This is a genomic window from Armatimonadota bacterium (assembly GCA_016869025.1).
In the GTDB taxonomy this organism is placed as follows: domain Bacteria; phylum Sysuimicrobiota; class Sysuimicrobiia; order Sysuimicrobiales; family Humicultoraceae; genus VGFA01.
The window spans coordinates 51,061-72,635 of sequence record VGFA01000006.1 but is presented as its reverse complement, the minus strand read 5'-3'; the positions used below and the strand labels follow the sequence as shown (position 1 = coordinate 72,635).

The following is a 21,575-nucleotide window of genomic DNA, read 5'->3' as shown; positions in this document are numbered from 1 at the left end:
CTGCGGCTAACCCGCGTCTTAGAGGACCCTCTCCTCGAGCGTCGTGGCGACTGCATTGATGATCTCCTGAGTGACAGCGAGGGCCTCCATTGCGAACTCGCGAACTTCCGTGAACGTTCGCGCCTTGCGGCCGCGGTCTGTTAGATCAAGCTGATGAACGATGTCGTTTCTCGCCCTAAACATCTGGTCGAGCGTGGCGCCGGGCTTCAGACGCTCCCGGATCGTGCGGGTGTCAATGCCCAGGGCTCCACAGACGACGTTGACCTGATCGACTGACTGAAGGCTGTCGCCGGTGAGCTCCCGCTCGTAGCTTTCCAACAGGGCTGCTTGGCTGCCACGGCCATCCACAAGGATCTCTGCTAGCCGGCGCCGATCAACGGGTTGGTCGGATGCGGCGAGGTGCCGATCGATGAAGTCCAGGAACTTCCGCCGTGCCGAGGGAATGCGGAGAGCGATGTCCCGAACTGTATCCTTGATCAGCTTCTTCAGGGCGGCGTCCAGGCCCGCACCAGCAAACGCGATGGCTGCCCGCAGAATGTCGAGCTGAGTCTCGGACAGGCGCCCGCGAAGATCCTTCTTCTGCACAGCTCGGTTGGCAGCCCGCGAGAGGCTCATGGTCAGCAGGGCGTTATTGACGCTCTCCAGGGCTGCAGTTAGGCGCTCCTGGGCCCCCTGCGTCCCAGCGTGACCGTGAGCGGCGGGCAGCACGAGTGGGTCGAATTGCTGCTCGACCTTCGCCACGAGTACCTCGACGGCATTTGGTCGGCCGCGACTGCGCTTTGTCGCTCGATGGGTCATGCCCCCGCTGGGCCTTCTAACTCAGCCTTCTGTCGGCGGCTGACTTTTCGTCTCGCCTTTTCGGTGTTCCTCCCCGCATGTTCCTCTTCCGCGCGGATGCGCTCCAGCAGCACGGAGGCCGGCACGTCGGTGGGGTCTTGGGGAACGAGCTTCCCCTCAAGGGCGCGTCGGAGGACGACCTGACGCAGCCGCTCCGCGCGCTGCAGGTTAGCCCCCAGCATCTCTGCCGCCGCCTGGATCACGGCCAGGAGGCGCTCCACCTCGGCGACTATTCGGCGCTGCTCCGAGAGCGGCGGAAGTGGCACTAGCAACGGTGCAATGTCGTCATGGTTGATCTGAGGCACATTTGAACCATCATGCAGTGCTACAAGAGGCACTGTCTGAAACCACCACCAGACGTAGGCTGCGACGAGAGGGCTAGGCACAATTCCCATCGTGTTCAAATCAAGGGCGCTAGGAAGTGCGAGTTGGCGCTTCTTGTTAGTCACGATTGCACCGCCTCGCTTCGGGAAGACGATAGTCCCTGGTGGAAATGCCCGAAGCCCCAGCAACCCGGCATCTGTTGAAGAGACGAAAGCGGTACCATTCCTCATGAACCGCTCATTGCCGGGCAAGTTCATGTCTCCAACCCTGAACCAGGGTATCTCTCCAGAGGGTGTTATGTATCCGGCAACACCCTTTGGCGTGTGCCCGCTACCCACAGAGCCAATCTGTTCCACCGTGGCCCACACCCAGCCCTCAGGAAGCGCTGGTAGATTGGAAGTGTCCAGCGGTTGGGATTCCCGGTACTTGCCACGGCGCTTCCCATGAGCCACCCACCGGGCGCGGCGCTCCTCTAGGATGCGCTCCAGCAGCACCGAGGCAGGCTCGTAGCCCCGACCCTCGTGACGGGCTAACTCGGCCTCGGTGGGCACCAGGTGTCCCTCACACGCCGCCTTGAGCACGCTGGCGCGGTAGCGCTTCAGGTTGGCCCGGGCTCGCTGGAGAGAGGCGACGGCGGCATCCAGGCGGGTGAGGTGCTTGTCGATCTCCGCGACGATGCGGTGCTGCTCCTGGAGAGGTGGGAGTGGAAAGGGCGCTTCGCTAACAAACCAAGCCGGCACCCGCAGTTGCCCTGCCGTCCCGGCCATGTGCCTGCGCGCTTCCTTTCGGAAGTTGTCTTGGAGCAGGTAGTACATGACCAGTTCGCTGGAAACGTGGCCCAACGGTCGGAGCACATGGAACTCTGTTGATCCGCAACCTGCGCCGTTCGTCAGACCCCGGGCCACCGCAATCTTGCCATTTTCCATGCAAGGAGTGATCTTGGCGAACAGAACATCCCCTTCGGAGAAACGTGTGTAGCCCCTCGCGACCTCGCTGTAGGGTCGCACCCGGCTTGCATCTACTCGCCCAGTGGCGGTCTCAACGGCGGCCATCGGAACGAAGGAGACTGGCACGTCGTCTCCCAGAGGCCCGGCGATGGTACTTGGGTTGACCAGGCAAACCTCTCCCAAAGTAGTCCACACCCACCCTGGAGGCAGGAGTTGTGCCCTGGGGACAGGTTCGGTGCGCTCGCTTGCTTCAGTTACCTGTTTCACCGTTCGCCTCACTGAGCGGTTGCAGGGGAGTCACAGTGGCGATGAACTTCCGGCGCTCGAAGAACGTCAGCAGCCATGCGGAGTTGATCTCCGGCTCATCGAGGACCGCATACCGATACTCGAAGACATCCTTTTCCAAGTGGTGGTAGCTCATCTCGTCCAGGAGCTCTGGGGGTGCTAGGTATTCCAGAACGCGTGCCCGCACCTGCTGGTCCTGGACAGGGGACACTACGCAATGATGATGACAAAGGCCCCGCACGATCTTCCGGATGATTCGCATGACTCGCTCATCGCTGGCCGGATAGACCATGTGCCTCAGCCCGTCTGCAGTCTCAACGGGTTTCAGCTGGAAGAGAAGGTCCCGCATCCGCCGTGGCCCGTCGACTTCCCGGAAACTCCGCCGTGTCTTGGTTTGCCAGAGCTCCTGTACCGACGAGTTCGGTTCGCCTGCGATCAGCATCATATTGCGGAAATGCGCTTCGTCGTCAGACCAACTGGTGTTGCAGGATCTGCAGGCAGGGACGGTCAGCCGCTGAACCTTCGAACTCCTCTTGGAGTCGGGATAGAGGCACCGGGGGACAACATGCTCTCTGTCGGCTCTCGACACGCTGCTTCCGCAGTAAGCGCACGACAGCCTATTCATGCCACCAACTCCCGGTTCAACTCGTCCAGCAGCGCCTCCAACTCCTTCCCGAAGAGGGCGTAGGCCCGGCCCAGGCCTCCCCGCTGGTCAAAGGGTGACAACTGAAAGTCCTCCAGCCCCATGCTCACGCTGCCCGCGATGTGGTCGCGGATGGCTTCCAGCCAGCGGCGCTGCTCGGCCGTGGAGGCGCGACCCATCAGTTGTTGGACCGCCAGCCAGGTATCGAACCGCTCCCGCACATGGTCGGCAAATGGGACCAACTCCGCGTCCTGGCCGATCGCGAAGCGCACCAGAGAAACAATGTCAGCCAGCATCCGATGGCCGGATCCGCGCACGCGGGATCGGTCGAGTTGCTGGTACGCAGCCCACAGCCGGTCAGGCGTCAGCGCCCTGGGAGGCATCTGCAAGGCGTCGGCAAGGCCCCTGATATCCCGGTAGGTCAGGCGCTGCCGATAGGGCCGGCTGTAGAGGACCTGCAGGGCAGTGATCTCATCGCGGTGCTGTGCGATGAACTCCTGGAAGGACCGCACCAGGGCCCGGGCGCGGTCGGTGGCGTCAGCGGAGTAACCGGCTTCCACGAGACGATCCTGGCTGACGGTGTCGATCATCTGCTCGTACGACCGTCGAATGTCGATGAGACGCTGGCGCAGTTCTGGGTTGGCGGCGAGTGGGCGGGCAGCCGCCTCCGCGAGGTCCCTCCGCGCCCGTGCAACGGCTTCTTCCGGCGGTTCGTCCTGGCCCGTCGCCTGGCGGGCGGCGTCAAGCACGGCGTCCGGGTCCGCAGCCTTGAGCAGGGCGGAAGTCATCTCCTTGAGAGCCAGACCCTGAGCCACGTCCTGGAGAGCGCGCCGATCCGAAACCGTGAGCTGGCGGTCCAGGCGTGCCAGCCGGCTGGCCAGGGAGGAGAGGACCTCCGGCTCCCGGTTGCCCATGGCCACCGCGTCCAGCAGCTTCTCGAAGGGGATGGTAGGCTGCTTCTCCAGGGAGTAGGAGTCGGAGAGGTTCTGCTCTGTCACACCCACCGCGTCTACGATGACGAAGTGGGTCTTGTGGGCGGCGTCGGGGGTGACGGACTGGAACTCGGTGGAGGAGATGATCCGCACACCGCGGCCCTTCATCTGCTCGAAGAAGTTGCGGCTGCGGACGTTCCGCATGAAGAGGACGACCTCCAGGGGGCGGATGTCCGTGCCGGTGGCGATCATGTCCACGGTGACGGCGATGCGTGGGAAGTAGGAAGTGCGAAAGGCCTGCAGCAGGTCCTCGGGTTTCGCGCCGGTCGTCTTGTAGGTTATCTTCTGGGCGAACTCGTTGCCGCGCCCAAACTCTTGCCGCACGATCTGCACGATGTCATCGGCGTGGCTGTCGTCCTTCGCGAAGATGAGCGTCTTGGGTACTTCGGAACGTCCGGGAAAGATCTCAGTAGAAAGTCGATCACGGAAGGCGCGGATGACCGTGCGAATCTGGTCGGGAGCCACCACGTCCCGGTCCAGTTGATTGGGGGCGTACACGAGGTCCTCGTCGAGCTGCTCCCACCTCACGGCGCGCGTCTGGCGGTTGCGGCGGTCTACGTAGTACCCGGCCTCAACCTTGGAGCCGCGTTCGGTGATCTCCGTGCGTATGCGGTAGACGTCGAAGTCCACGTTCACGCCGTCGGCGACGGCCTGCTCGTGACTGTACTCCATGACCAGGTTCTGGTTGAAGAAGCCCAGGGTCTGCTTCGATGGCGTGGCCGTCATGCCGATGAGGAAAGCGTCGAAGTACTCCAGCACCTGCCGCCAGAGGTTGTAGATGGAACGATGGCACTCGTCGGTGATGATGACGTTGAAGGTCTCGATGGGGATATCTAAATTGTACTCGACGGGGGCAGGTTCCTTTCGGAGCGGCAGCATCTCGAAGGCGGACTGCTCTTCCAGTTCCGGATCCAGTTCCTCCCCCTTCAGCATCGAATAGATGCGCTGGATGGTGGCGATGCAGACGCGGTTCACCTGGTCGATGCGGTTGGACTGGAGGTGCTGCACGTTGTAGAGTTCGGTGAACTTCCTGCCGTCGTCGGGGCTGACGAAGCCCTGGAACTCGCGCAGAGTCTGGCGGCCGAGGTTGCTGCGGTCCACGAGGAAGAGGACGCGCCCGGCGCCGGCGTGCCTGACGAGCCGGTAGACCAGGTGAGCGGCCATGACCGTCTTCCCGCTGCCCGTGGCCATCTGAACCAGGGAACGGGGGTGGTCCCGTGCCAAAGACGCTTCCAGGTTCTGGATTGCCTGAGCCTGTACCGACCACAGCCCTCGCGGGTTCAGCGGAGGCATCATCCTGAGACCGTGGCGCAGTGTGGGAAGCGCGACGTAGATCTCGCGTTCCTCTGCCGCCTTCAACTCCTCGCGGAGCCGCGCTTCGGCCACCGTCCCAGGGATGGCCAGCCACTCGGCCAGGGTCTCCGGCCGGTGGAACGCGAACACCTGGCGGCTGCGCGGGTCGGGATCAAGGCCGCTGGTGAACCGGGTCTCGACCCCAGTGCTCTCATAGAGGAAGGGGAGAGGTCGCCGCCAGGCAGGCAGGTCGTCTGGGAGCCCTTCGCTGTATCTTTTGGACTGTGGCTCAACACCTGTGAGAGTAGAACCCGTTCGTTTGGCCTCGACTACGCCGGCAGCCCTGCCGTCCACGTACAGCAGGTAGTCGGCCTCGCCGTGGCCGGTCTTGAGGGCGACCTCGCGCACGGCGACTCCGCGGCGCTCGTACAGGTTGACGGCGCCGGCATCCTGCACGGCCCAGCCGGCCCGGGTCAACAGGTCGTCAATTCGCTGGCGCGCTTCCTGTTCGGGGTTCATGCCCACCTGGCCGGATAAAGCCCGGCATGCCTCAGTAGGTCATTGCACCATTCTCCCTGCCTCAGAGCCATCCCTGGGGCCTTGGCCCCGGACGCTCAGAACTCGACAAGGTACCGGGGCTGGAACGGCGCCTCCGTGACGCGCGCGCCAGCGATCCTGTCGACCCGGTAGCCCCTGAGCTGGCCCCGGTCGTTGACAACAAAGAGCACGAGGTTGCCGTCCTTCGTCATCCGGAGCGAGTACGGCTCGACAACGCGAGGGCCTTGCCGGCCCGCTTCGGCACGGTAGTCGATCTCGACTTTCAGGCGGTTCGCGCCGGCGAACCGGATCAGTTCGAGTGGCGCACCGCGCCGCCACGAGGCCATCGCACGCGGGGGCATCCAGCTGGCATGCAGATCGCCGATCTCGGCTCGGCGGTGAGTGGGGACCGCCCACTCACCTCGCACCCATGCGAAGACCTCGTCCAGGGCGGCCCAGAACTCTGCGAACGGTGGCAGGTGAGGCAGTTGGTGGGCCAGCATGTTGTGCCACTCTATCTCGACCTCTTCTCGGTACGGCGATGACCGGATCGTCTCAGCGGTGGGCACCGGGATCCCGACATGTGTGCACTTTCGGCTGAGCGCGGCCGACACAGCAGCCGCGCGCTCCCTGAGGTCGGGATACCTGTACAGGTGGACGACATCGTAGAGGTCCCGCGGCCTGCACCGCTCAGCGAGAGCCCTAATCTTCTCGGCCATGAGATCCACGATCGAGTAGCAGAGGACGCCGTCTACCACCGGGAGCGCGCCGTCGCTGTAGGGGTGTGATATGGGGCGACGAACCGGTGCTTCCACGACGACCTCGTCGCTCGTGAGATCAAGCTTGACCTTCGGGGGCATGGGTGATCGGATTGGCCCCCGGAAGGCGATCCGGCCTTGGGTTGTCGGGTTCCCTCGGAGGTTTCTCTGCCTGGTGAAGGACTGCTCGTCAGGCACGAGCTCAATGCCCGATCGGTCTAAGAGCCACTCGCCGATCCGCCTGAACGCCAGGAGGAGCTCGTTCGGCTCTTCCGGGCCACCTCCGACAATTGTGAAGTCGAGATCCTCGGAGAACCGGAATGTCTCGTAGTAACACTTCCGGAGGCAGGTGCCGCCCTTGAACACCCAGGTGGCCGAGAGCGCTGGATCCGTTGCGATGCCGGCGAGCAGCCAGCCCAGGACGTAGTCCTTCTCGATGATGTCGTCCCGGAGCCGCCACTCGGCCCGCAGCGCGCGGATCTCACCTGGGGGAATCATGAAGCCCCGTGCCGAGGGACCTGGACGTTAGCCCGGATGCCCCACTCTGCCACTCGCTTGCCGCCCGCTGGGCCGTTCGGATCGAGCAGAGATACACCCGTAGAGATCCGGTCCCGGCACATCGCCACTAACCCGGGCTTCCCGAGGCCTGCCGTCTCCACCAGGTGGCCGAGCCGCTTGAATACGGCGCGGTTCCCAAGACGATCCCCGTACTCGACCAAGGTCTTCCAGTCGTGCTCGTTCAGGTACGCGGCAACGATCTCGGCGACCTGACGAATGCCGCCTCCAAGCAGGGGGGCGTCGAGGATCTCTGTGACTGTGCGAGCAGGGTCGGCAATCCACACCCGTCGCTCCTCTCGCCAGATGGGCCGGAGGCCCCAGTCCATCAGGCGCTCGGGGATGTGCGCGACGAGGTACTCGTGATCGAGGAAACGCTCGCGGGAGGAGCGCACCCGGCGGACTGTCTTGAGCACGGTGGTTCGGAAGATCTGCTCCGTAAGCCCCCAGTGGTTCGCGGCTGTCAAGCCAGTGAAATAGCAGGGACTCCAGACGGCATCTGCCAAGACGAACGGGTCTTCGGACCAGGAACGGGGATCCTGAGCCTCCACAGGAACAGGGATGTAGAGACCGCGCCTCACACGTCGGAGCCAACCTTCCTCAGCCCATAGCGCCAACTTCCGGGCTGCCGCCTGCCTGTCCACCCTGAGAGCGCTGGCGGCCTCCGAAACGGACACCAATCTCCTCCCCCGACCCGCCACCAGCGCGAGTTCGTCCCGGCCCTTCCTCGAGATACCAGCGACCTTGTGCAACATGCCCTATCCCACGGTTCACTCATCAGGCTCATTTCTGGATTGAGCGTATCACGGTTCAGTGATAAAAGAAAGCCAGAAATTCCGCCCAGGAAGAAACAACTGGACTTCAAATATCAACGGCGGGCGTCAGTCCTGCTGATGTTGCCCAGGGTTCCCTAAACAAGCGCCCGCGCATCGGTCCGCGTTCGCCCTGGCCATGGACCAAGGGCGAACAAGGTGAAGAACCTGATAATCGCTGGTCGTAGCCGCAAGGAGCGCACGCCCCCTGCGACGAAGTCAACATAGCAAGTCACCTAAGAGCAGGAAGGTGACCCCCTCAATGATCTCCTCTACTGCTACTGCGCCCACCGCCAGTCGCAAGATGCGTCTTACCCGCGCCGCCGTCCTGGGCGCGGGTGTCATGGGCAGCACGATCGCCGCGCACCTGGCCAACGTCGGCATACCCACGGTGCTCCTGGACATCGTCCCAAAGGAGCCGAACGACGACGAGCGCAAGCGCGGGCTGGGGCTTGATGCCCCCGAGGTGCGCAACCGGTTCGCCCGCACCGGGCTGGAGCGCGCGGTCAAGGCCCAGCCGGCCGCGTTCTACTCTCCGGATCGGGCCGCCCTGGTCACCACGGGCAACTTCGAGGACCACCTGGACCTGATCCGCGACGCGGACTGGGTCATCGAGGCGGTGGTGGAGGACCTGGCCATCAAGCGCGACCTGCTGGCTCGGGTCGAGGCCAGATGGCGGCCCGGCATGATCGTCAGCACCAACACGAGCGGCCTGCCCGTCGCCGCGGTGGCCGAGCAGTCGGGCCAGGAGTTCCGCGCTCACTTCCTGGGAACTCACTTCTTCAACCCACCGCGGTACATGAAACTGCTGGAACTCATCCCCACGCCGCACACGCACGCGTGGGTAACCGAAGCGGTCGCCGGCTGGGGCGAGCGGCTGCTGGGCAAGGGGATCGTCTACGCGAAGGACACGCCCAACTTCATAGCCAACCGCATCGGAACCTACGGGATGCTGAAGGCGATCCACCTGATGGTTGACCTCGGCCTCGAGATTGACGAGGTGGACGAGCTGACCGGGCCGATCCTGGGCCGCCCCAGGAGCGCGACCTTCCGGACCGGCGACCTGGTCGGCCTGGACACGCTCCTGCACGTGGCCTCCAACTCGCACCGCAACCTGCCCGATGACGAAGAGCGCGGCATCTACGTTCCCCCGGCGATCCTCACCGAGATGGCCAAGCGCGGGTGGCTGGGCGAGAAGACCGGCGGCGGGTTCTACAAGCGGCAGGACGGGGACATCCTCACCCTCGACTACCGGACCTTCGAGTACCGCCCGCGCAAGCGGCTGTCTACCGGGGCGCTGGAGGCGGCAAAGTCGATCGCCGAACCGGAGAAGCGGGTGGCGGCGCTGCTGGCCATGGAAGACAAGTACGGCGAGTTCCTGCGCCGGCTCACGGGAGCGGTGCTCGTCTACGCCGCCCGCCGCATTCCTGAGATCAGCGACGACGTGGTCAACGTGGATCGCGCCCTGCGCTGGGGGTTCGGTTGGGATCATGGACCGTTCGAGCAGTGGGACGCCCTTGCCGCCATCGGGGCGGCCGACCGCTTGCTGCCGCCCGGCGAGGAGATGCCGGAAGTCCTGCGCCAGGTCCGCGAGCGTGGGGCCGGGGCCTGGTACCGCGACGGGGCAGATGGGCGGACCTACTTTGATCTGGAATCGGCGACGTACCTGCCGGAACCCGGACTGGAAGGCCGCATCCTGCTCCCGCACCTCAAGTCGCGCGGCCGCACCGTGGAGGGGAACGCGGGAGCCAGCCTGGTAGACCTGGGCGATGGGGTCGCCTGTCTGGAGTTCCACTCCAAGATGAACGCCATCGGCGAGGACATCATCGTCATGACCCGCCGGGCGCTGGAGCGGGTCAGGTCCGACTTCGACGCCCTGGTCATCGGCAACCAGGGGTCCGACTTCTGCGTGGGCGCAAACCTCATGCTCATCCTCATGGAGGCCCAGGAGGGCAACTGGGAGGATCTGGACTTCGTGGTCCGGCAGTTCCAGGGCGCCACGATGGAGCTGCGGCGCTCGGTCGCGCCGGTTGTCGCAGCGCCGTTCGGACGCACGCTGGGCGGCGGCGTGGAGTTCTGCCTGGGCTGCGCGCACATACAGGCCGCCGCGGAGACCTACATGGGGCTTGTCGAAGCCGGGGTCGGCCTCATCCCGGCCGGCGGCGGCACGATGGAGATGACCAAGCGGGTGGCGGCCGCGGCGCCGGAGGATTCCTCCGCCGACCTGCTCCCGCTCCTTCGCAAGGCGTTCGAGAACATTGCCATGGCCAAGGTGTCCATCTCGGGCGAGGACGCCCGGCGATTGGGCTTCCTGCGCCCCTCCGACGGGGTCACGGTCAACGGCGACCTGCTGCTCTCCGACGCCAAGGCCGCGGCGCTGGCGCTTGTGAGGGGTAACTACCGGCCGCCTCAGCCCGGTTTGATCCGGGTGATCGGATCGCGTGGTTTCGCGGCGATCGAGTCGTTGCTCTACATCATGCGCACCGGCGGATACATTACCGATCACGACATCGTGGTGTCCAGGAAACTCGGATTCATCATGTGTGGAGGGGACGTGCCCGAGGGCACCCGTGTGTCCGAGGAGTACCTGCTGGACCTTGAGCGCGAGGCGTTCTTGAGTTTGCTCGGGATGCCGGCAACCCTGGATCGCATCCGGCACATGCTTCAGACCGGAAAGCCGCTGCGCAACTAGCGGGGGATTTTCTGCCGGCCCCACAGGGCGCCGGATCAAGAAAGGGGCCTTGCGATGAGAGAAGCAGTCATCGTCTCGTCCGTACGTACCGCGGTGGGCAAGGCGCCGCGCGGAGCGCTGAAGGACACCCGGCCAGACGAGCTGGCCGCCATTGCCGTCCGGGAGGCGGTGCGGCGGGTTGCGGGGCTTGATCCCCAGGAGGTCGAGGATTGCATCCTTGGCTGCGCCTTCCCCGAAGCAGAGCAGGGGATGAACGTGGCCAGGGTGGTGGCGCTGCGCGCCGGCCTGCCCATCACCACCTCCGGGATGACCATCAACCGGTACTGCTCCTCGGGCCTGCAGGCGATCGCCGTAGCCGTCCACCAGGTCATGACCGGGCAGCACGAGATCGTTGTGGCCGGCGGAACCGAAAGTATGAGCATGGTCCCGATGACCGGGAACAAGTACGCTCCAAATCCTTACTTCGCGGAGCACTGGCCGGAAGTCTACCTTTCCATGGGCCTGACAGCGGAGATCGTGGCCGAGCGGTACGGCGTCTCTCGCGAAGACCAGGACCAGCTCGCCCTGCGCAGCCACATGAACGCGGCCGCCGCCCAGCAGGCGGGCAGGTTCGACGAGGAGATCGTGCCGGTCTCCACCACGCGGTGGACCGCGGACAACGGCCGGCCTCGGCGTGAGGAGATCACCCTGTCGGCGGACGAGGGCGTGCGCGCCGACACTTCAATGGCCGCGCTTGCCAAGCTCAGGCCGGCCTTCTCCACAAAGGGGACGATCACAGCGGGCAACTCCTCGCAGACCAGCGACGGCGCGGCCGCGGCTGTGATCATGTCCGCCGGACGTGCCAGGCGGCTGCGGGCAAAGCCGCTGGGCATGCTCCGCTCCTTTGCGGTGGCCGGGGTGGCCCCGGAGGAGATGGGCATCGGCCCGGTCAAGGCCATCCCAAAGGCCCTGTCCCTGGCCGGGCTGAAGCTCGACGACATCGGGGTGATCGAACTGAACGAGGCCTTCGCGGCGCAGGGTGTGGCCGTGATCCGGCTGGCAGGGCTGGATCCGGATCGGGTCAACGTCAACGGCGGAGCCATCGCGCTTGGCCACCCGCTGGGCTGTACCGGCGCGAAGCTCACGGCGACCGCGCTGCACGAGATGCGCCGGCGGAAGGCGCGCTATGGAATGGTGACGATGTGCATCGGCGGTGGTATGGGCGCAGCGGGTATCTTCGAGGCGGCATAGGAGGAGCGAACCCATGGATGCTAAGTCGGCGCAGGTCGCGATCCCCGGTGGCGGATTCGTCGTCGGGCCCACGCCCCCGGAGGCGGTCTTCACCCCGGAGGATCTGACGGACGACCACCGCATGGTCCAGCGCACGGTCGAGCAGTTCGTAGAACAGGAAGTCCAGCCGCATATCAAAGAGACCGACGAGCACAACTGGGACCTGGTAGTCAAGCAGTTCCGCGGGTTTGGGGAGCTGGGCTTCCTGGGAGCCGACGTGCCCGAGGCCTACGGTGGGGGCGGCCTGGACAAGATCTCCGCGCTGGTCATCAAGGACGCGATGAGCTCGGCGGCCTCGTTCGCGACCATGGTAAGCGCGCACACCGGCATCGGGACGCTGCCCATCGTGTTCTTCGGCAACGAGGAACAGAAGCAGAAGTACCTGCCCAAACTGGCATCGGGCGAGTGGGTCAGCAGCTACGCCCTGACCGAGCCCACCGCCGGCTCAGACGCGATGGCCATACGCGCACGCGCTACGCGCAGCCCGGATGGCTCGCACTACGTGATCACCGGCGTCAAGCAGTTCATCACGAACGCGAAGATGGCCGACCTCTACCTGGTCTACGCCAAGGTGGACGGCGAGCACCACACCTGCTTCATCGTGGAAAGGGGCACCGAGGGGGTCACGATCGGCGAGGAAGAGCACAAGCTGGGGATCAAGGGCACCTCGACCGCCTCGATCTTCCTCGAGAACGCGCGTGTGCCGGCCGCCAACCTGCTGGGCGAGGTCGGCCAGGGACACAAGATTGCCTTCAACATCCTCAACGTCGGCCGCTTCTACCTGGCGGCGGGGTGCGTGGGTGGGGCGCGCTTCGCGCTGCGCGAGGCCGTCGTCTACGCGAAGGAGCGCAAGCAGTTCGGCAAGGCCATCGCCGAGTTCGGCCTGATCCAGCAGAAGCTTGGACGGATGGCCGCGGCGACCTTTGCCGCCGAGAGCATGCTCTACCGGACCGGAGGCCTCATCAGCGAGGCGCTGGGCGGCGAGGCCCACGACAGCAGCCAGGTGGTCGCGGCGCTGGAGGAGTACGCGGTCGAGTGCTCGGTCAACAAGGTCTTCTGCTCCGAGGTGCTCGACGCGGTCGTGGACGAGGCGCTGCAGATCCACGGCGGCTACGGCTTCGTGGAGGAGTACCCGGTGGCGCGGGCCTACCGGGACGCGCGCATCAACAGGATCTTCGAGGGCACGAACGAGATCAACCGGCTGCTCATCCCGGCAATGCTGCTGCGCCGGGCGCAGAAGGGCCGCTTGGGGCTGTTCGCGGCCGCGCAGAAGGTGGCCGGCGAGATGCTTTCCCCAAATGTCGGGGGAGAGGGCGTGGTTGCCGGGCCTCTCGCCGAAGAGCGCCGCCTGGTGGATGCTGCGCGCCGGGCATTCCTGTTTGCCGCAGGAGCCGCGACCCAGAAGTACCTTACCGAACTGGAGAACCAGCAGGAGATCCTGGGCGGCATAGCCGACATGGCGATCGATCTGTTCGCCATCGAGAGCGCGGTGCTGCGGGCCGCCAGGACCGCTGCCCGCGGCGGGGCTTCCGCGGGGTTGCAGGCCGCGATGGCCGCCTACTTCCTCGACGACGCGCTGCCGCGCATCGAGACCAACGCGCGCAGGGTGCTGGCCGCCACCGAGGACGGCGACACCCTGCGTACCATGCTGTCCGGTCTGCGCCGGTTCCTCAAGATCCCTTCGGTGAACACGGTGAGACTCGGGCGCCAGATCGCCGGGGCGGTGATCAACGCGGGGAAGTACGTCGCGTAGGAGTACGGGTGCGGCAGCGGGCGGGCAGGGCTCCGGCGGCCCCGGGCTGATCATGGAGGACCAGGCCCTTCTGGAATCTCGGCCCTGGCTTCGGCACTACGAGCCAGGGGTGCCCAGGACCATCGCCTACCCGGCCCGGCCGCTGCAACACCTGCTGGACGATGCCGCCGAGCGGTATCCCGACCGCCCGGCGGTCACGTTCTTTCGCCGCGACCTGACCTACAAGGCGCTGCGCGACCTGGCCGACCGGTTTGCCGGAGGCCTCCAGGCGCTCGGCCTGCAGCGCGGCGAACGGGTGTCGCTCCACCTGCCCAACTGTCCTCAGTTCGTGATCGCCTACTATGGGACCCTGAAGGCCGGCGGCGTGGTCGTGCCCTTCAACCCGCTCTACGTGGAACGGGAGATCGCCGGGCAGCTCGCCGACAGCGGGGCCTCAATCGCCGTGACGCTCGACCTGTTCGCATGGCGCGTCATGGCCGCGAAGGCCGGCAGCCGCCTCGCGCACGTCATCGTTACGCGCATCAACGAGTTCTTCCCGGCGCCGCTGCGATTGCTGTATCCCCTGCGAGCCAGACGTCGCGGTGAGTGGCCCAGGATCACCCCTGATGCCACAACGCGTCCTTTCAATGCCGTGGCCGCCGGGGCTCCGCTGGCGGTGCAGGCAGATCAAAGGAGCACCGACACAGCGGTGCTGCTCTACACCGGAGGCACGACCGGCACACCCAAGGCCGCCATGCTCACCCACGGCAATCTGGTGGCCAACGCCTACCAGAGCGCGCACTGGTACGTAACGCCGCCGGACGCGACCGGCACGACCGTGGGCGTGCTGCCGCTCTTCCACTCCTACGCGATGACAGTCGTGATGAACGGCACCCTGCTGAAGGGCGGCCGCATGGTGCTCCTCCCGCGGTTCGAGGCGGAGGCCGTCCTCAAGATCATCTCCCGCTACAAGCCGGACCAGCTGCCAGGCGTCCCAACTCTCTACAACGCGCTGGCCAGCCATCCCTCGGTCGGCCGCCATGACCTCACCTCGGTTCGCGCGTGCATAAGCGGGGCCGCGGGGTTGCCCTCCGAGGTGCAGTCGCGCTTCGAGCGCGTCACCGGAGGAAGTCTCGTTGAGGGATACGGGCTCACCGAGGCCTCGCCGGTGACCCATGTCAATCCGCTGGTAGGGCTGCGCAAGCCCGGCAGCATCGGCATCCCGGTGCCGGACACCGACGCGCGGATCGTGGACCTCGATGGGGGGACCATCACGCTGCCGATCGGCGAGGCCGGCGAGCTGGTCGTGCGGGGACCGCAGGTGATGGCCGGCTACTGGAACAAGTTGGCCGAGACGGCGGCGGCGCTGCGCGACGAGTGGCTGTTCACCGGCGACGTCGCCAGGATGGACGAGGACGGGTTCTTCTACATAGTGGACCGCAAGAAGGAGATGCTGATCACCGGCGGCCTCAACGTCTACCCGCGGGAGGTTGAGGAGGTGCTCTTCGCGCACCCCGCGGTGATGGAGGCGGCGCTGGTGGGAGTGCCCGACCCTCACAAGGGTGAGGTAGGAAAGGCCTTCGTGGTGCTGCGGCCAGGGGCCCAGGCCACGGCCGAGGAGATCCTCGCCCACTGCAGGGAGCGTCTGGCCCGATACAAGGTCCCGAAAGAGATCGAGTTCCGGGAGAGCCTGCCCAAGTCCCTGATCGGAAAGGTGTTGCGCCGGGTGCTGGCCGAAGAAGCCCGCGCCGGGCAGCCCTAGCCCGGCAACCCCAGCCGGGCAACTCTGGCGGCAGCCCTAGCGGAACACGCTGAACATCGGCTCGGGGTCTATCCCGGCAAGCTCTTCCTCCCAGATCGGAAGCCGCGCGTGGGCCTTCTTGCGCCTGGGCGCGCGGTAGATGATGCCCAGCGGCAGCTTCCCCCTCCGGTCGAAATCGTCTAGCAGCGCCCACGCGGCGGCCTTGTCCGATACGTCGTGTCCCTCGGGGACGTGCTCGGAGTGTTCCCTGTACCATCCGGCGGTGTTGAACTTGTTGTATGTGACGCACGGCGAGAAGTCGTTGACCATGGCGAAACCGGGGTGCCGGAAGGCCTGGGCGTAGATGTCGGCACAGTGCCTTGGGTCCCCGGAGAACGATTGCGCCACGAAGGTCGCGCCCGCGGTGATCGCCAGGCGCGCCGGATCAACGAACGGTGGATGCTCTTCGGTGTGCTCCTCCATGATCTTGCCGAGGCCCGTGGTAGGGGAATCCTGACCGCGGGTCAATCCGTAGACGCCGTTGTTCATGAGAATCAGCGTCACCGCCGGGTCGCGGCGGCAGACATGGATGAAGCTCTCCATGCCTATGGCCAGCGTGTCGCCGTCCCCGGCCAGCGCGATCACGGTGAGGTCGGGGGCGACCATCTTGGCGCCCAGAGCATATCCCAATGGACCGCCGTGAGTGCCGTGGAATCCGTTGCCGTTGAGGTAGTTGCGGGTCTGGCCCGAGCAGCCTATCCCTCCAACCAGGAGGACCTCGTGCGGCATTACGCCTATCCTCATCAGGGCCATCTTCAGCGCGGCCAGGACCCCGAAGTCACCGCATCCCGGACACCACTGGATACGGTGCCTGGGAAACGCGTTCTGCTCCCACAGCCGAGCGGCCTCCGGCGACGCGACGCTCATGCCCTAGTCCCCCTCCGGTACTGTCTCAACAGCGGCGTCCGGCGCCTCTTCGCCCACCCGAACGACGCCCGGGCCTCCGGCGAGCACCTGGCGCACGCCCCCGGCGATGTCCGCCGTGTAGAACGGCCGCCCGTTGTACTTGAGAACGCGGCGCGTCTCGATCAGACACTCCTGCTGGATCACGTCCGCGAGCTGTCCGGAGTAGTTTTGCTCGACGACGATCAGCACGGACCCCTGCCGCAGCAGGGGCGCCACCAGGTGGACCGGGAACGGCCAGATGTGCGTGAAGTAGATCACGCACGTCTCCATTCCTTCCGACCTGAGCCGCGCCTGCGCGTCCAGCAGCGGCATCTTGGTTGATCCCCACCCGATCAGCAGCGGAACGCCGTCGGGAGAACCGAACACCTGCGGCGGCTTCGCGTCCTCCTTAAGGTAGGTCTGCATCTTGCGCATCCGCTTCTCGAATATCGCCTTGCGCTTGGGAGGGTCGGTGGTGATCAACCCGGTCTCATCGTGCTCGGTCCCGCTGACCTTGAAGATCGCGCCCGGCGTGCCCACGATGCTGCGCGGGGAGATGCCCGACTCGGTAATCGCGAAGCGTTTGTAGCCGTCGCCACCGGGGTCCGCGGCGCGCACCAGGCCGTGGCGGACCACGGGCTTCTGGTTCTCGGTGAAGTAGGTCTCGGGGAGGTTCTTGCGACCGTCCGTGAGGGTCAGGTCACTGAGCAGGAAGACCGGACACTGGTACTTGTCGGCCAGGTCGAACGCCTCGAACGCGAGCGAGTAGCACTCCTCGATGGTCCCTGCCGAGAGCACGATCCGCGGGATCTCGCCGTGTCCGGCGTAGATCGCCATCGCCAGGTCGCCCTGCTCGCTCTTCGTGGGCATGCCGGTCGCAGGGCCTGCCCGCTGCGTGTCAACGATGACCAGCGGCGTCTCGGTGGCCCCTGCCAGCCCGAACTCCTCGACCTTCAGGGAGATCCCGGGCCCCGACGATCCGACGGCGCTGCGGACCCCCGCGATGCTGGCGCCGATCGCCGCCCGGATGGATTCACGCTCGTTCTGGCCCTGCAGCACCCGGCCCCCGTATCGCGGCAGGTGCTTCTCTAAGAACTCCAGGATCGAGGTGGCCGGTGTGATGGGGTAACCCGAATAGAACCGGCAGCCCGCCAGGATGGAACCCATCGCGATCGCCTCGTTGCCGGTCAGCAGCAGGTTGGGAACCGAGGATGGTTGCGGCTCCAGCCGGTAGCCAACAGAATCCCAGCCGTTGCTCGACAGTATCTCCTCAACCGCGGCCCTGCCGCGGCGCGCGGCCTCGAGGTTGATGTCAACGACCCCACGCCCTTTGCTCAGGAACCGCCCTTCCAGGTAGGCGCCGAACAGGGCGTAGTCCATGTCGAACTCGAGCAGGCGCAGCAGCGCGCCGGTGACGATCGTGTTCTTGGTTACCTCCATCTTGAGTTCGCGCTGCGCGATCTGGCGGGCGGGCAGAGGAAATACCTTGACCCCGCGCGCCTGGAGCTCGCCGACCTCCACGGTCTCGGTGCTGTTGTCGTAGATCAAGACCCCGCCTTCCTTCAGGTTCTTGCCGTGCCGCAGTATGGTGTCGCGGTTGGGCTTGATTGGGGAGTCGGGGTTCGTGTCGTGCTCCAGGGATACGAGGACGTCGGTGCGATCGTCGCCGTAGGAGAGCGGGGGGGTCGCCGCTACGACCATCGGATCGAACTGATGGGCGCCGTAGATCGTCGAGGCGTATCCCCTCTCCATGGCCAGGACGTGCAGCCCGGCCCGTACGAACAGCTTCCCGAGGATGTCTGTGACCGTGGTAACCGCGTCGCGGAGCTGAACACCCCCTACGAGCAGCTTGAGGTTGTTGACAACCACCTGGGTTCGGTCCTTTCTACCGGCGCGGGCGGCGATGTGCGGGCGAGCCCGCGCTGAGATCGGGGAGACACGGATGGGTAGAGTATAGCATGGCCCAAAGGAAACGAATCCGCTTCGACCTACCCTGACAACGAGAGGGAAGCAGGGCTTCTTCCCGAACAGCGCGAATCCCCCTTATCAGCGTGTCGAGTGACCTGCTGGAACGGTATCAGGACGACCTCTACCAGGTTAAGGGAGCGACGGGCTGGCTGGCGGTCGGGACCTTGCTGACCGGGCTATTTGCCCTGCCCTTCCTCCTGCCCAGGGTGGGCCTGGGCTATCTCCTCTTCATCGCCATCCTGATGGCGGCCAACGTGATCGTGGCGGTCGGCCTGAACATGCTGGTCGGGTTCACCGGGCTCATCTCGCTGGGACATGCCGGCTTCGTGGCCATCGGCGCCTATGCCTCGGGTCTGCTGGCTGCCCGGCTCGGGCTTCCCTGGTACGCGGCCTGGGTCGGCGCGGCGGCGATCACCGCCGGATTCGGCTTCCTCGTCGGCCTGCCGGCGCTTCGCCTGACAGGCCCCTACCTGGCCATCGCAACGTTGGGATTCGGTATCGCCGTCTACCAGGTGCTCGTCAACTGGACCGCGCTGTCCGGCGGACGCACTGGCCTGCCGATCCAGCAACTGTCCTTGGGAATCGCCGGGTTGACGCCAACCCAGCAGCTCTACTGTGTGGCTGTCGGCGCGGCCGTCGTGCTCTCGTGGGTCGGCTACAACCTTGCCCGGTCGCACGTCGGCCGCGCATTTGCCGCCATCCGCGATAGCGACATCGCCGCCGAGGTTACCGGGGTGAACCTGCTCTGGTACAAGACCCTGGCGTTTGCGATCAGCGCCGCCTACGCCGGGGTCGCGGGCGCCATCGTGGCGCAGGCGCTGCGGCACCTGGAGCCCCAGTCGTTCACCTTCCTTGAGTCCATCACCTACTTCGCGATGGTCGTCATCGGAGGGCTGGGAACGGTTTCCGGCGCGATCATCGGCGCCGTCATCCTGACGCTCCTGCCCCACTACCTGAGCGGGCTCAAGCAGTGGCTCCCAATCTTCTACGGCGCGGCTATCATCCTCATGATGATGGTTGAGCCACGTGGGATCTATGGCCGGTGGATGCGGATCAAGATGTACTTCAAGGCCTGGCCGTTGTGACACAACTGGCGCAGTACCTGGTAGGGGGCCTCGCGACCGGCAGTCTCTACGCGCTGGTAGCGTTGGGCGTTGTGCTCCTCTACCGCAGTTCCAGGGTGCTGAACTTCGCGCACGGCGACATCGCGACCCTGGGAACCTTCGTAGCGTTTACCCTGCTCGGCCGCAAGCTGCCGTTCTCGCTCGCGGTGGCCGGCGGCCTGGCCGCGGCGGCGTTGGTGGGGGTACTGTTCTTCTTCTTCGTACTCCGGCCCGCAAAGGAAGCCTCGCTCCTGGGCAAAATCGTGCTCACCCTGGGCCTCGCCCTGGTGCTCGGCGGCGCCGTGCAGGTCGTTTGGGGAACCGAAACGCTGGTGTTCCCCTTCCCTCTCTCGGACACGCGGATCTACCGGGTGGGGCAGGTCGTCGTCAGCGAGACGAGTCTGGGCACGATCGTCACCGGGATTGTCCTGATGACCCTGCTGTATGTCCTGGTACAGGGCACCAAGGTCGGCCTGGCCATGCGGGCGGTCGCGCAGAACGCCGACGCGGCACAGGCACTGGGCATCCCAGCCCGCCGGATCTACGCCCTCACATGGGGCCTTGCCGGGGCCCTGGGAGGGGCTGCCGGCGTGCTTCTGGCTCCGGTGGTCTTCCTCGACCCTTTCATGATGCTCGACCCGTTCCTCAAGGGGTTTGCGGCGGCGGTCATGGGCGGGATGGACAGTCTCCCAGGGGCCGTCCTAGGGGGATTCCTGCTCGGGATCGCCGAAAGCGTGTTCGCGGGGTACATCTCGTTCAAGTTCAAGACCACGATGGCCTTCGCCGTGATCATCCTTGTGCTGCTAGTCCGGCCCGAAGGCCTGCTCGGCCGCGTGTACCACAGGAGGGTATGAGATCGGAGACTCGACACGCTGGGAGGGAGCGCGAATGAGAACTCTGACCAGGTTGATTATCGCAATGACAGTCGTGGCGGCCCTGGGGACCGCGGCTGTCGGCCAGCCAGCCGAACGAGGCGTTACGCCCACCGAGATCGTATTGGGCACCTCCATGCCGATGTCCGGCCCGGCCTCCCCATGGGGAATGGGGGTCGGGGGAGGCATTGATGCATGGCTCCGTCACATCAACGCACAAGGCGGCATCAACGGCCGCACCTTCCGGTTCCTGATCCGGGACGACGCCTATCTTCCGCCTCGCGCGGTGGCCAACGTGCGCGAACTGGTCGAGCGGGACGGCGTGTTTGGGATCGTCTCCCAGATCGGCACCGCCAACTGCTACGCCAACCGCGACTTCATGGTGGAGAGCAAGACGCTCTGGATCACCCCGGCTTGTGGCGCGGACATGTGGGCAGGCATGCGGGAGCGCAACCGGTACGTGTTCATCACGTACCCCGGCTACGTTGATGAAGGCATCTTCCTGACCAAGTACGGGGTGGAGAGCCTCAAGGCGAAGAAGATCGCGGTCTTCTACCAGAACGACCTCTACGGCCAGCAGGGGCTGCTCGGCGTCAAGCGGGGCGTCCACGCGTTCCAGGCCAAGGGGGCAAAGCTGGTGGCGCAGGTCTCCTACGAGGTCATTGACGCCGAGGTGACCGCCCAGGCGCTGAAACTCAAGGAGTCCGGCGCTGACACGCTCATCATCTACGCGGACCCGCGGCGCGGCGCGTTGATCGTGCGGGAGATCGCCAAGGTGGGGTACCAGCCCACGCTCATGTCCACCTTCACCCTGATGGACCCCATGATGTTCATGCTCGCCGGCGAGGCCTGGAACAACATCTACCTCGCCACCTACATGCCGATGCCGGGAATGGGCGACGCGCGCACGGACGCGGCGCTGGCCACCATCACGCGCATCAATCCGGCGCTGGCTCGCCTCCCCTTCAACGCGGCCGCAGGCGTCTCGTTCGTCGAGCCGTTCCTCGAGGGCATACGTCGCGCCGGGCCCGCCCTGACCAAGGAACGCCTGGTCGAGGCCATGGAAACGATCAAGAACTGGGACGGCGAGATGATAAGGGGCGTGAGCTTCACCAAAGATAGCCGGCAGGGCATCAATCGGATGTTCATGGTCAAGTCTGAAAGGGGCCAGTACACGAAGCTGAGTGATTGGTACACGTACCCCAAGAAGTTCTAGCGATGCGGCGGGCCGGGGGCAGAGCCCCCGGCCCGCTTCCTTCCCGGGACGGAC

At 65.6% G+C, this 21,575-nt stretch carries 15 protein-coding genes; 7 read left to right on the top strand and 8 right to left on the bottom strand.

What is annotated here, in order from left to right:
- Nucleotides 1–18 precede the first annotated feature (18 nt).
- The 6 genes from FJX73_05500 to FJX73_05475 all read right to left on the bottom strand — a co-directional run bounded on the left by FJX73_05500 (nt 19) and on the right by FJX73_05475 (nt 7,926).
- The gene (locus FJX73_05500; protein MBM3470231.1) at nt 19–741 is read right to left on the bottom strand and encodes a hypothetical protein; all 723 of its coding nucleotides are present in this window, start codon (nt 739–741) and stop codon (nt 19–21) included.
- A 53-nt stretch (nt 742–794) separates the two neighbouring features.
- Entirely contained in the window at nt 795–2,234 is a 1,440-nt protein-coding gene (locus tag FJX73_05495) for a hypothetical protein (protein ID MBM3470230.1), read from the bottom strand.
- A 124-nt stretch (nt 2,235–2,358) separates the two neighbouring features.
- Nucleotides 2,359–3,018, bottom strand: a complete 660-nt coding sequence (locus FJX73_05490) for a hypothetical protein (protein ID MBM3470229.1) — start codon at nt 3,016–3,018, stop codon at nt 2,359–2,361.
- Nucleotides 3,015–5,840, bottom strand: a complete 2,826-nt coding sequence (locus tag FJX73_05485; GenBank protein MBM3470228.1) for a DEAD/DEAH box helicase — start codon at nt 5,838–5,840, stop codon at nt 3,015–3,017. Before FJX73_05485 ends, FJX73_05490 begins: the two co-directional genes overlap by 4 nt.
- A 95-nt stretch (nt 5,841–5,935) precedes the next feature.
- A complete protein-coding gene (locus FJX73_05480; protein MBM3470227.1) occupies nt 5,936–7,114 on the bottom strand; it encodes a WYL domain-containing protein in 1,179 nt (392 codons plus the stop codon).
- Entirely contained in the window at nt 7,111–7,926 is an 816-nt protein-coding gene (locus tag FJX73_05475) for a hypothetical protein (protein MBM3470226.1), read from the bottom strand. Before FJX73_05475 ends, FJX73_05480 begins: the two co-directional genes overlap by 4 nt.
- A 319-nt stretch (nt 7,927–8,245) precedes the next feature.
- On the opposite strand from FJX73_05475, the gene FJX73_05470 reads away from it, so the two are divergent.
- Genes FJX73_05470 through FJX73_05455 form a run of 4 tightly spaced genes read left to right on the top strand, consistent with a single transcriptional unit; the run spans nt 8,246 to nt 15,438 of the window.
- On the top strand, nt 8,246–10,675 hold the full coding sequence (locus FJX73_05470) for a 3-hydroxyacyl-CoA dehydrogenase/enoyl-CoA hydratase family protein (protein ID MBM3470225.1): 2,430 nt from the start codon (nt 8,246–8,248) through the stop codon (nt 10,673–10,675).
- A gap of 54 nt (nt 10,676–10,729) precedes the next feature.
- Nucleotides 10,730–11,905: an acetyl-CoA C-acyltransferase gene (locus FJX73_05465; GenBank protein ID MBM3470224.1), complete on the top strand. Its 1,176-nt coding sequence runs from the start codon at nt 10,730–10,732 to the stop codon at nt 11,903–11,905.
- 13 nt (nt 11,906–11,918) lie between these two features.
- Nucleotides 11,919–13,697 (top strand): acyl-CoA dehydrogenase, encoded by a 1,779-nt coding sequence (locus FJX73_05460; protein ID MBM3470223.1) that lies wholly within the window; start codon nt 11,919–11,921, stop codon nt 13,695–13,697.
- Nucleotides 13,698–13,749: 52 nt separating this feature from the next.
- Nucleotides 13,750–15,438 carry a long-chain fatty acid--CoA ligase gene (locus FJX73_05455; GenBank protein MBM3470222.1) on the top strand — a complete coding sequence of 563 codons (1,689 nt, stop codon included), beginning with the start codon at nt 13,750–13,752 and terminating at the stop codon, nt 15,436–15,438.
- Nucleotides 15,439–15,474: 36 nt separating this feature from the next.
- On the opposite strand, the gene FJX73_05450 is transcribed toward FJX73_05455, so the two are convergent.
- On the bottom strand, nt 15,475–16,344 hold the full coding sequence (locus FJX73_05450) for a 2-oxoacid:ferredoxin oxidoreductase subunit beta (GenBank protein MBM3470221.1): 870 nt from the start codon (nt 16,342–16,344) through the stop codon (nt 15,475–15,477).
- Nucleotides 16,345–16,347: 3 nt separating this feature from the next.
- Complete coding sequence (locus tag FJX73_05445; GenBank protein ID MBM3470220.1) at nt 16,348–18,393, bottom strand: 2-oxoacid:acceptor oxidoreductase subunit alpha; 2,046 nt, start codon at nt 18,391–18,393, stop codon at nt 16,348–16,350.
- Between the two features lie 179 nt (nt 18,394–18,572).
- Here FJX73_05445 and FJX73_05440 point away from each other — a divergent pair, with 179 nt between their 5' ends.
- Genes FJX73_05440 through FJX73_05430 form a run of 3 tightly spaced genes read left to right on the top strand, consistent with a single transcriptional unit; the run spans nt 18,573 to nt 21,521 of the window.
- Entirely contained in the window at nt 18,573–19,415 is an 843-nt protein-coding gene (locus FJX73_05440; protein MBM3470219.1) for a branched-chain amino acid ABC transporter permease, read from the top strand.
- Complete coding sequence (locus FJX73_05435; GenBank protein MBM3470218.1) at nt 19,373–20,287, top strand: branched-chain amino acid ABC transporter permease; 915 nt, start codon at nt 19,373–19,375, stop codon at nt 20,285–20,287. The genes FJX73_05440 and FJX73_05435 overlap by 43 nt, the downstream gene beginning before the upstream one ends.
- Before the next feature lie 34 nt (nt 20,288–20,321).
- A complete protein-coding gene (locus FJX73_05430; protein ID MBM3470217.1) occupies nt 20,322–21,521 on the top strand; it encodes a hypothetical protein in 1,200 nt (399 codons plus the stop codon).
- Nucleotides 21,522–21,575: the final 54 nt, after the last annotated feature.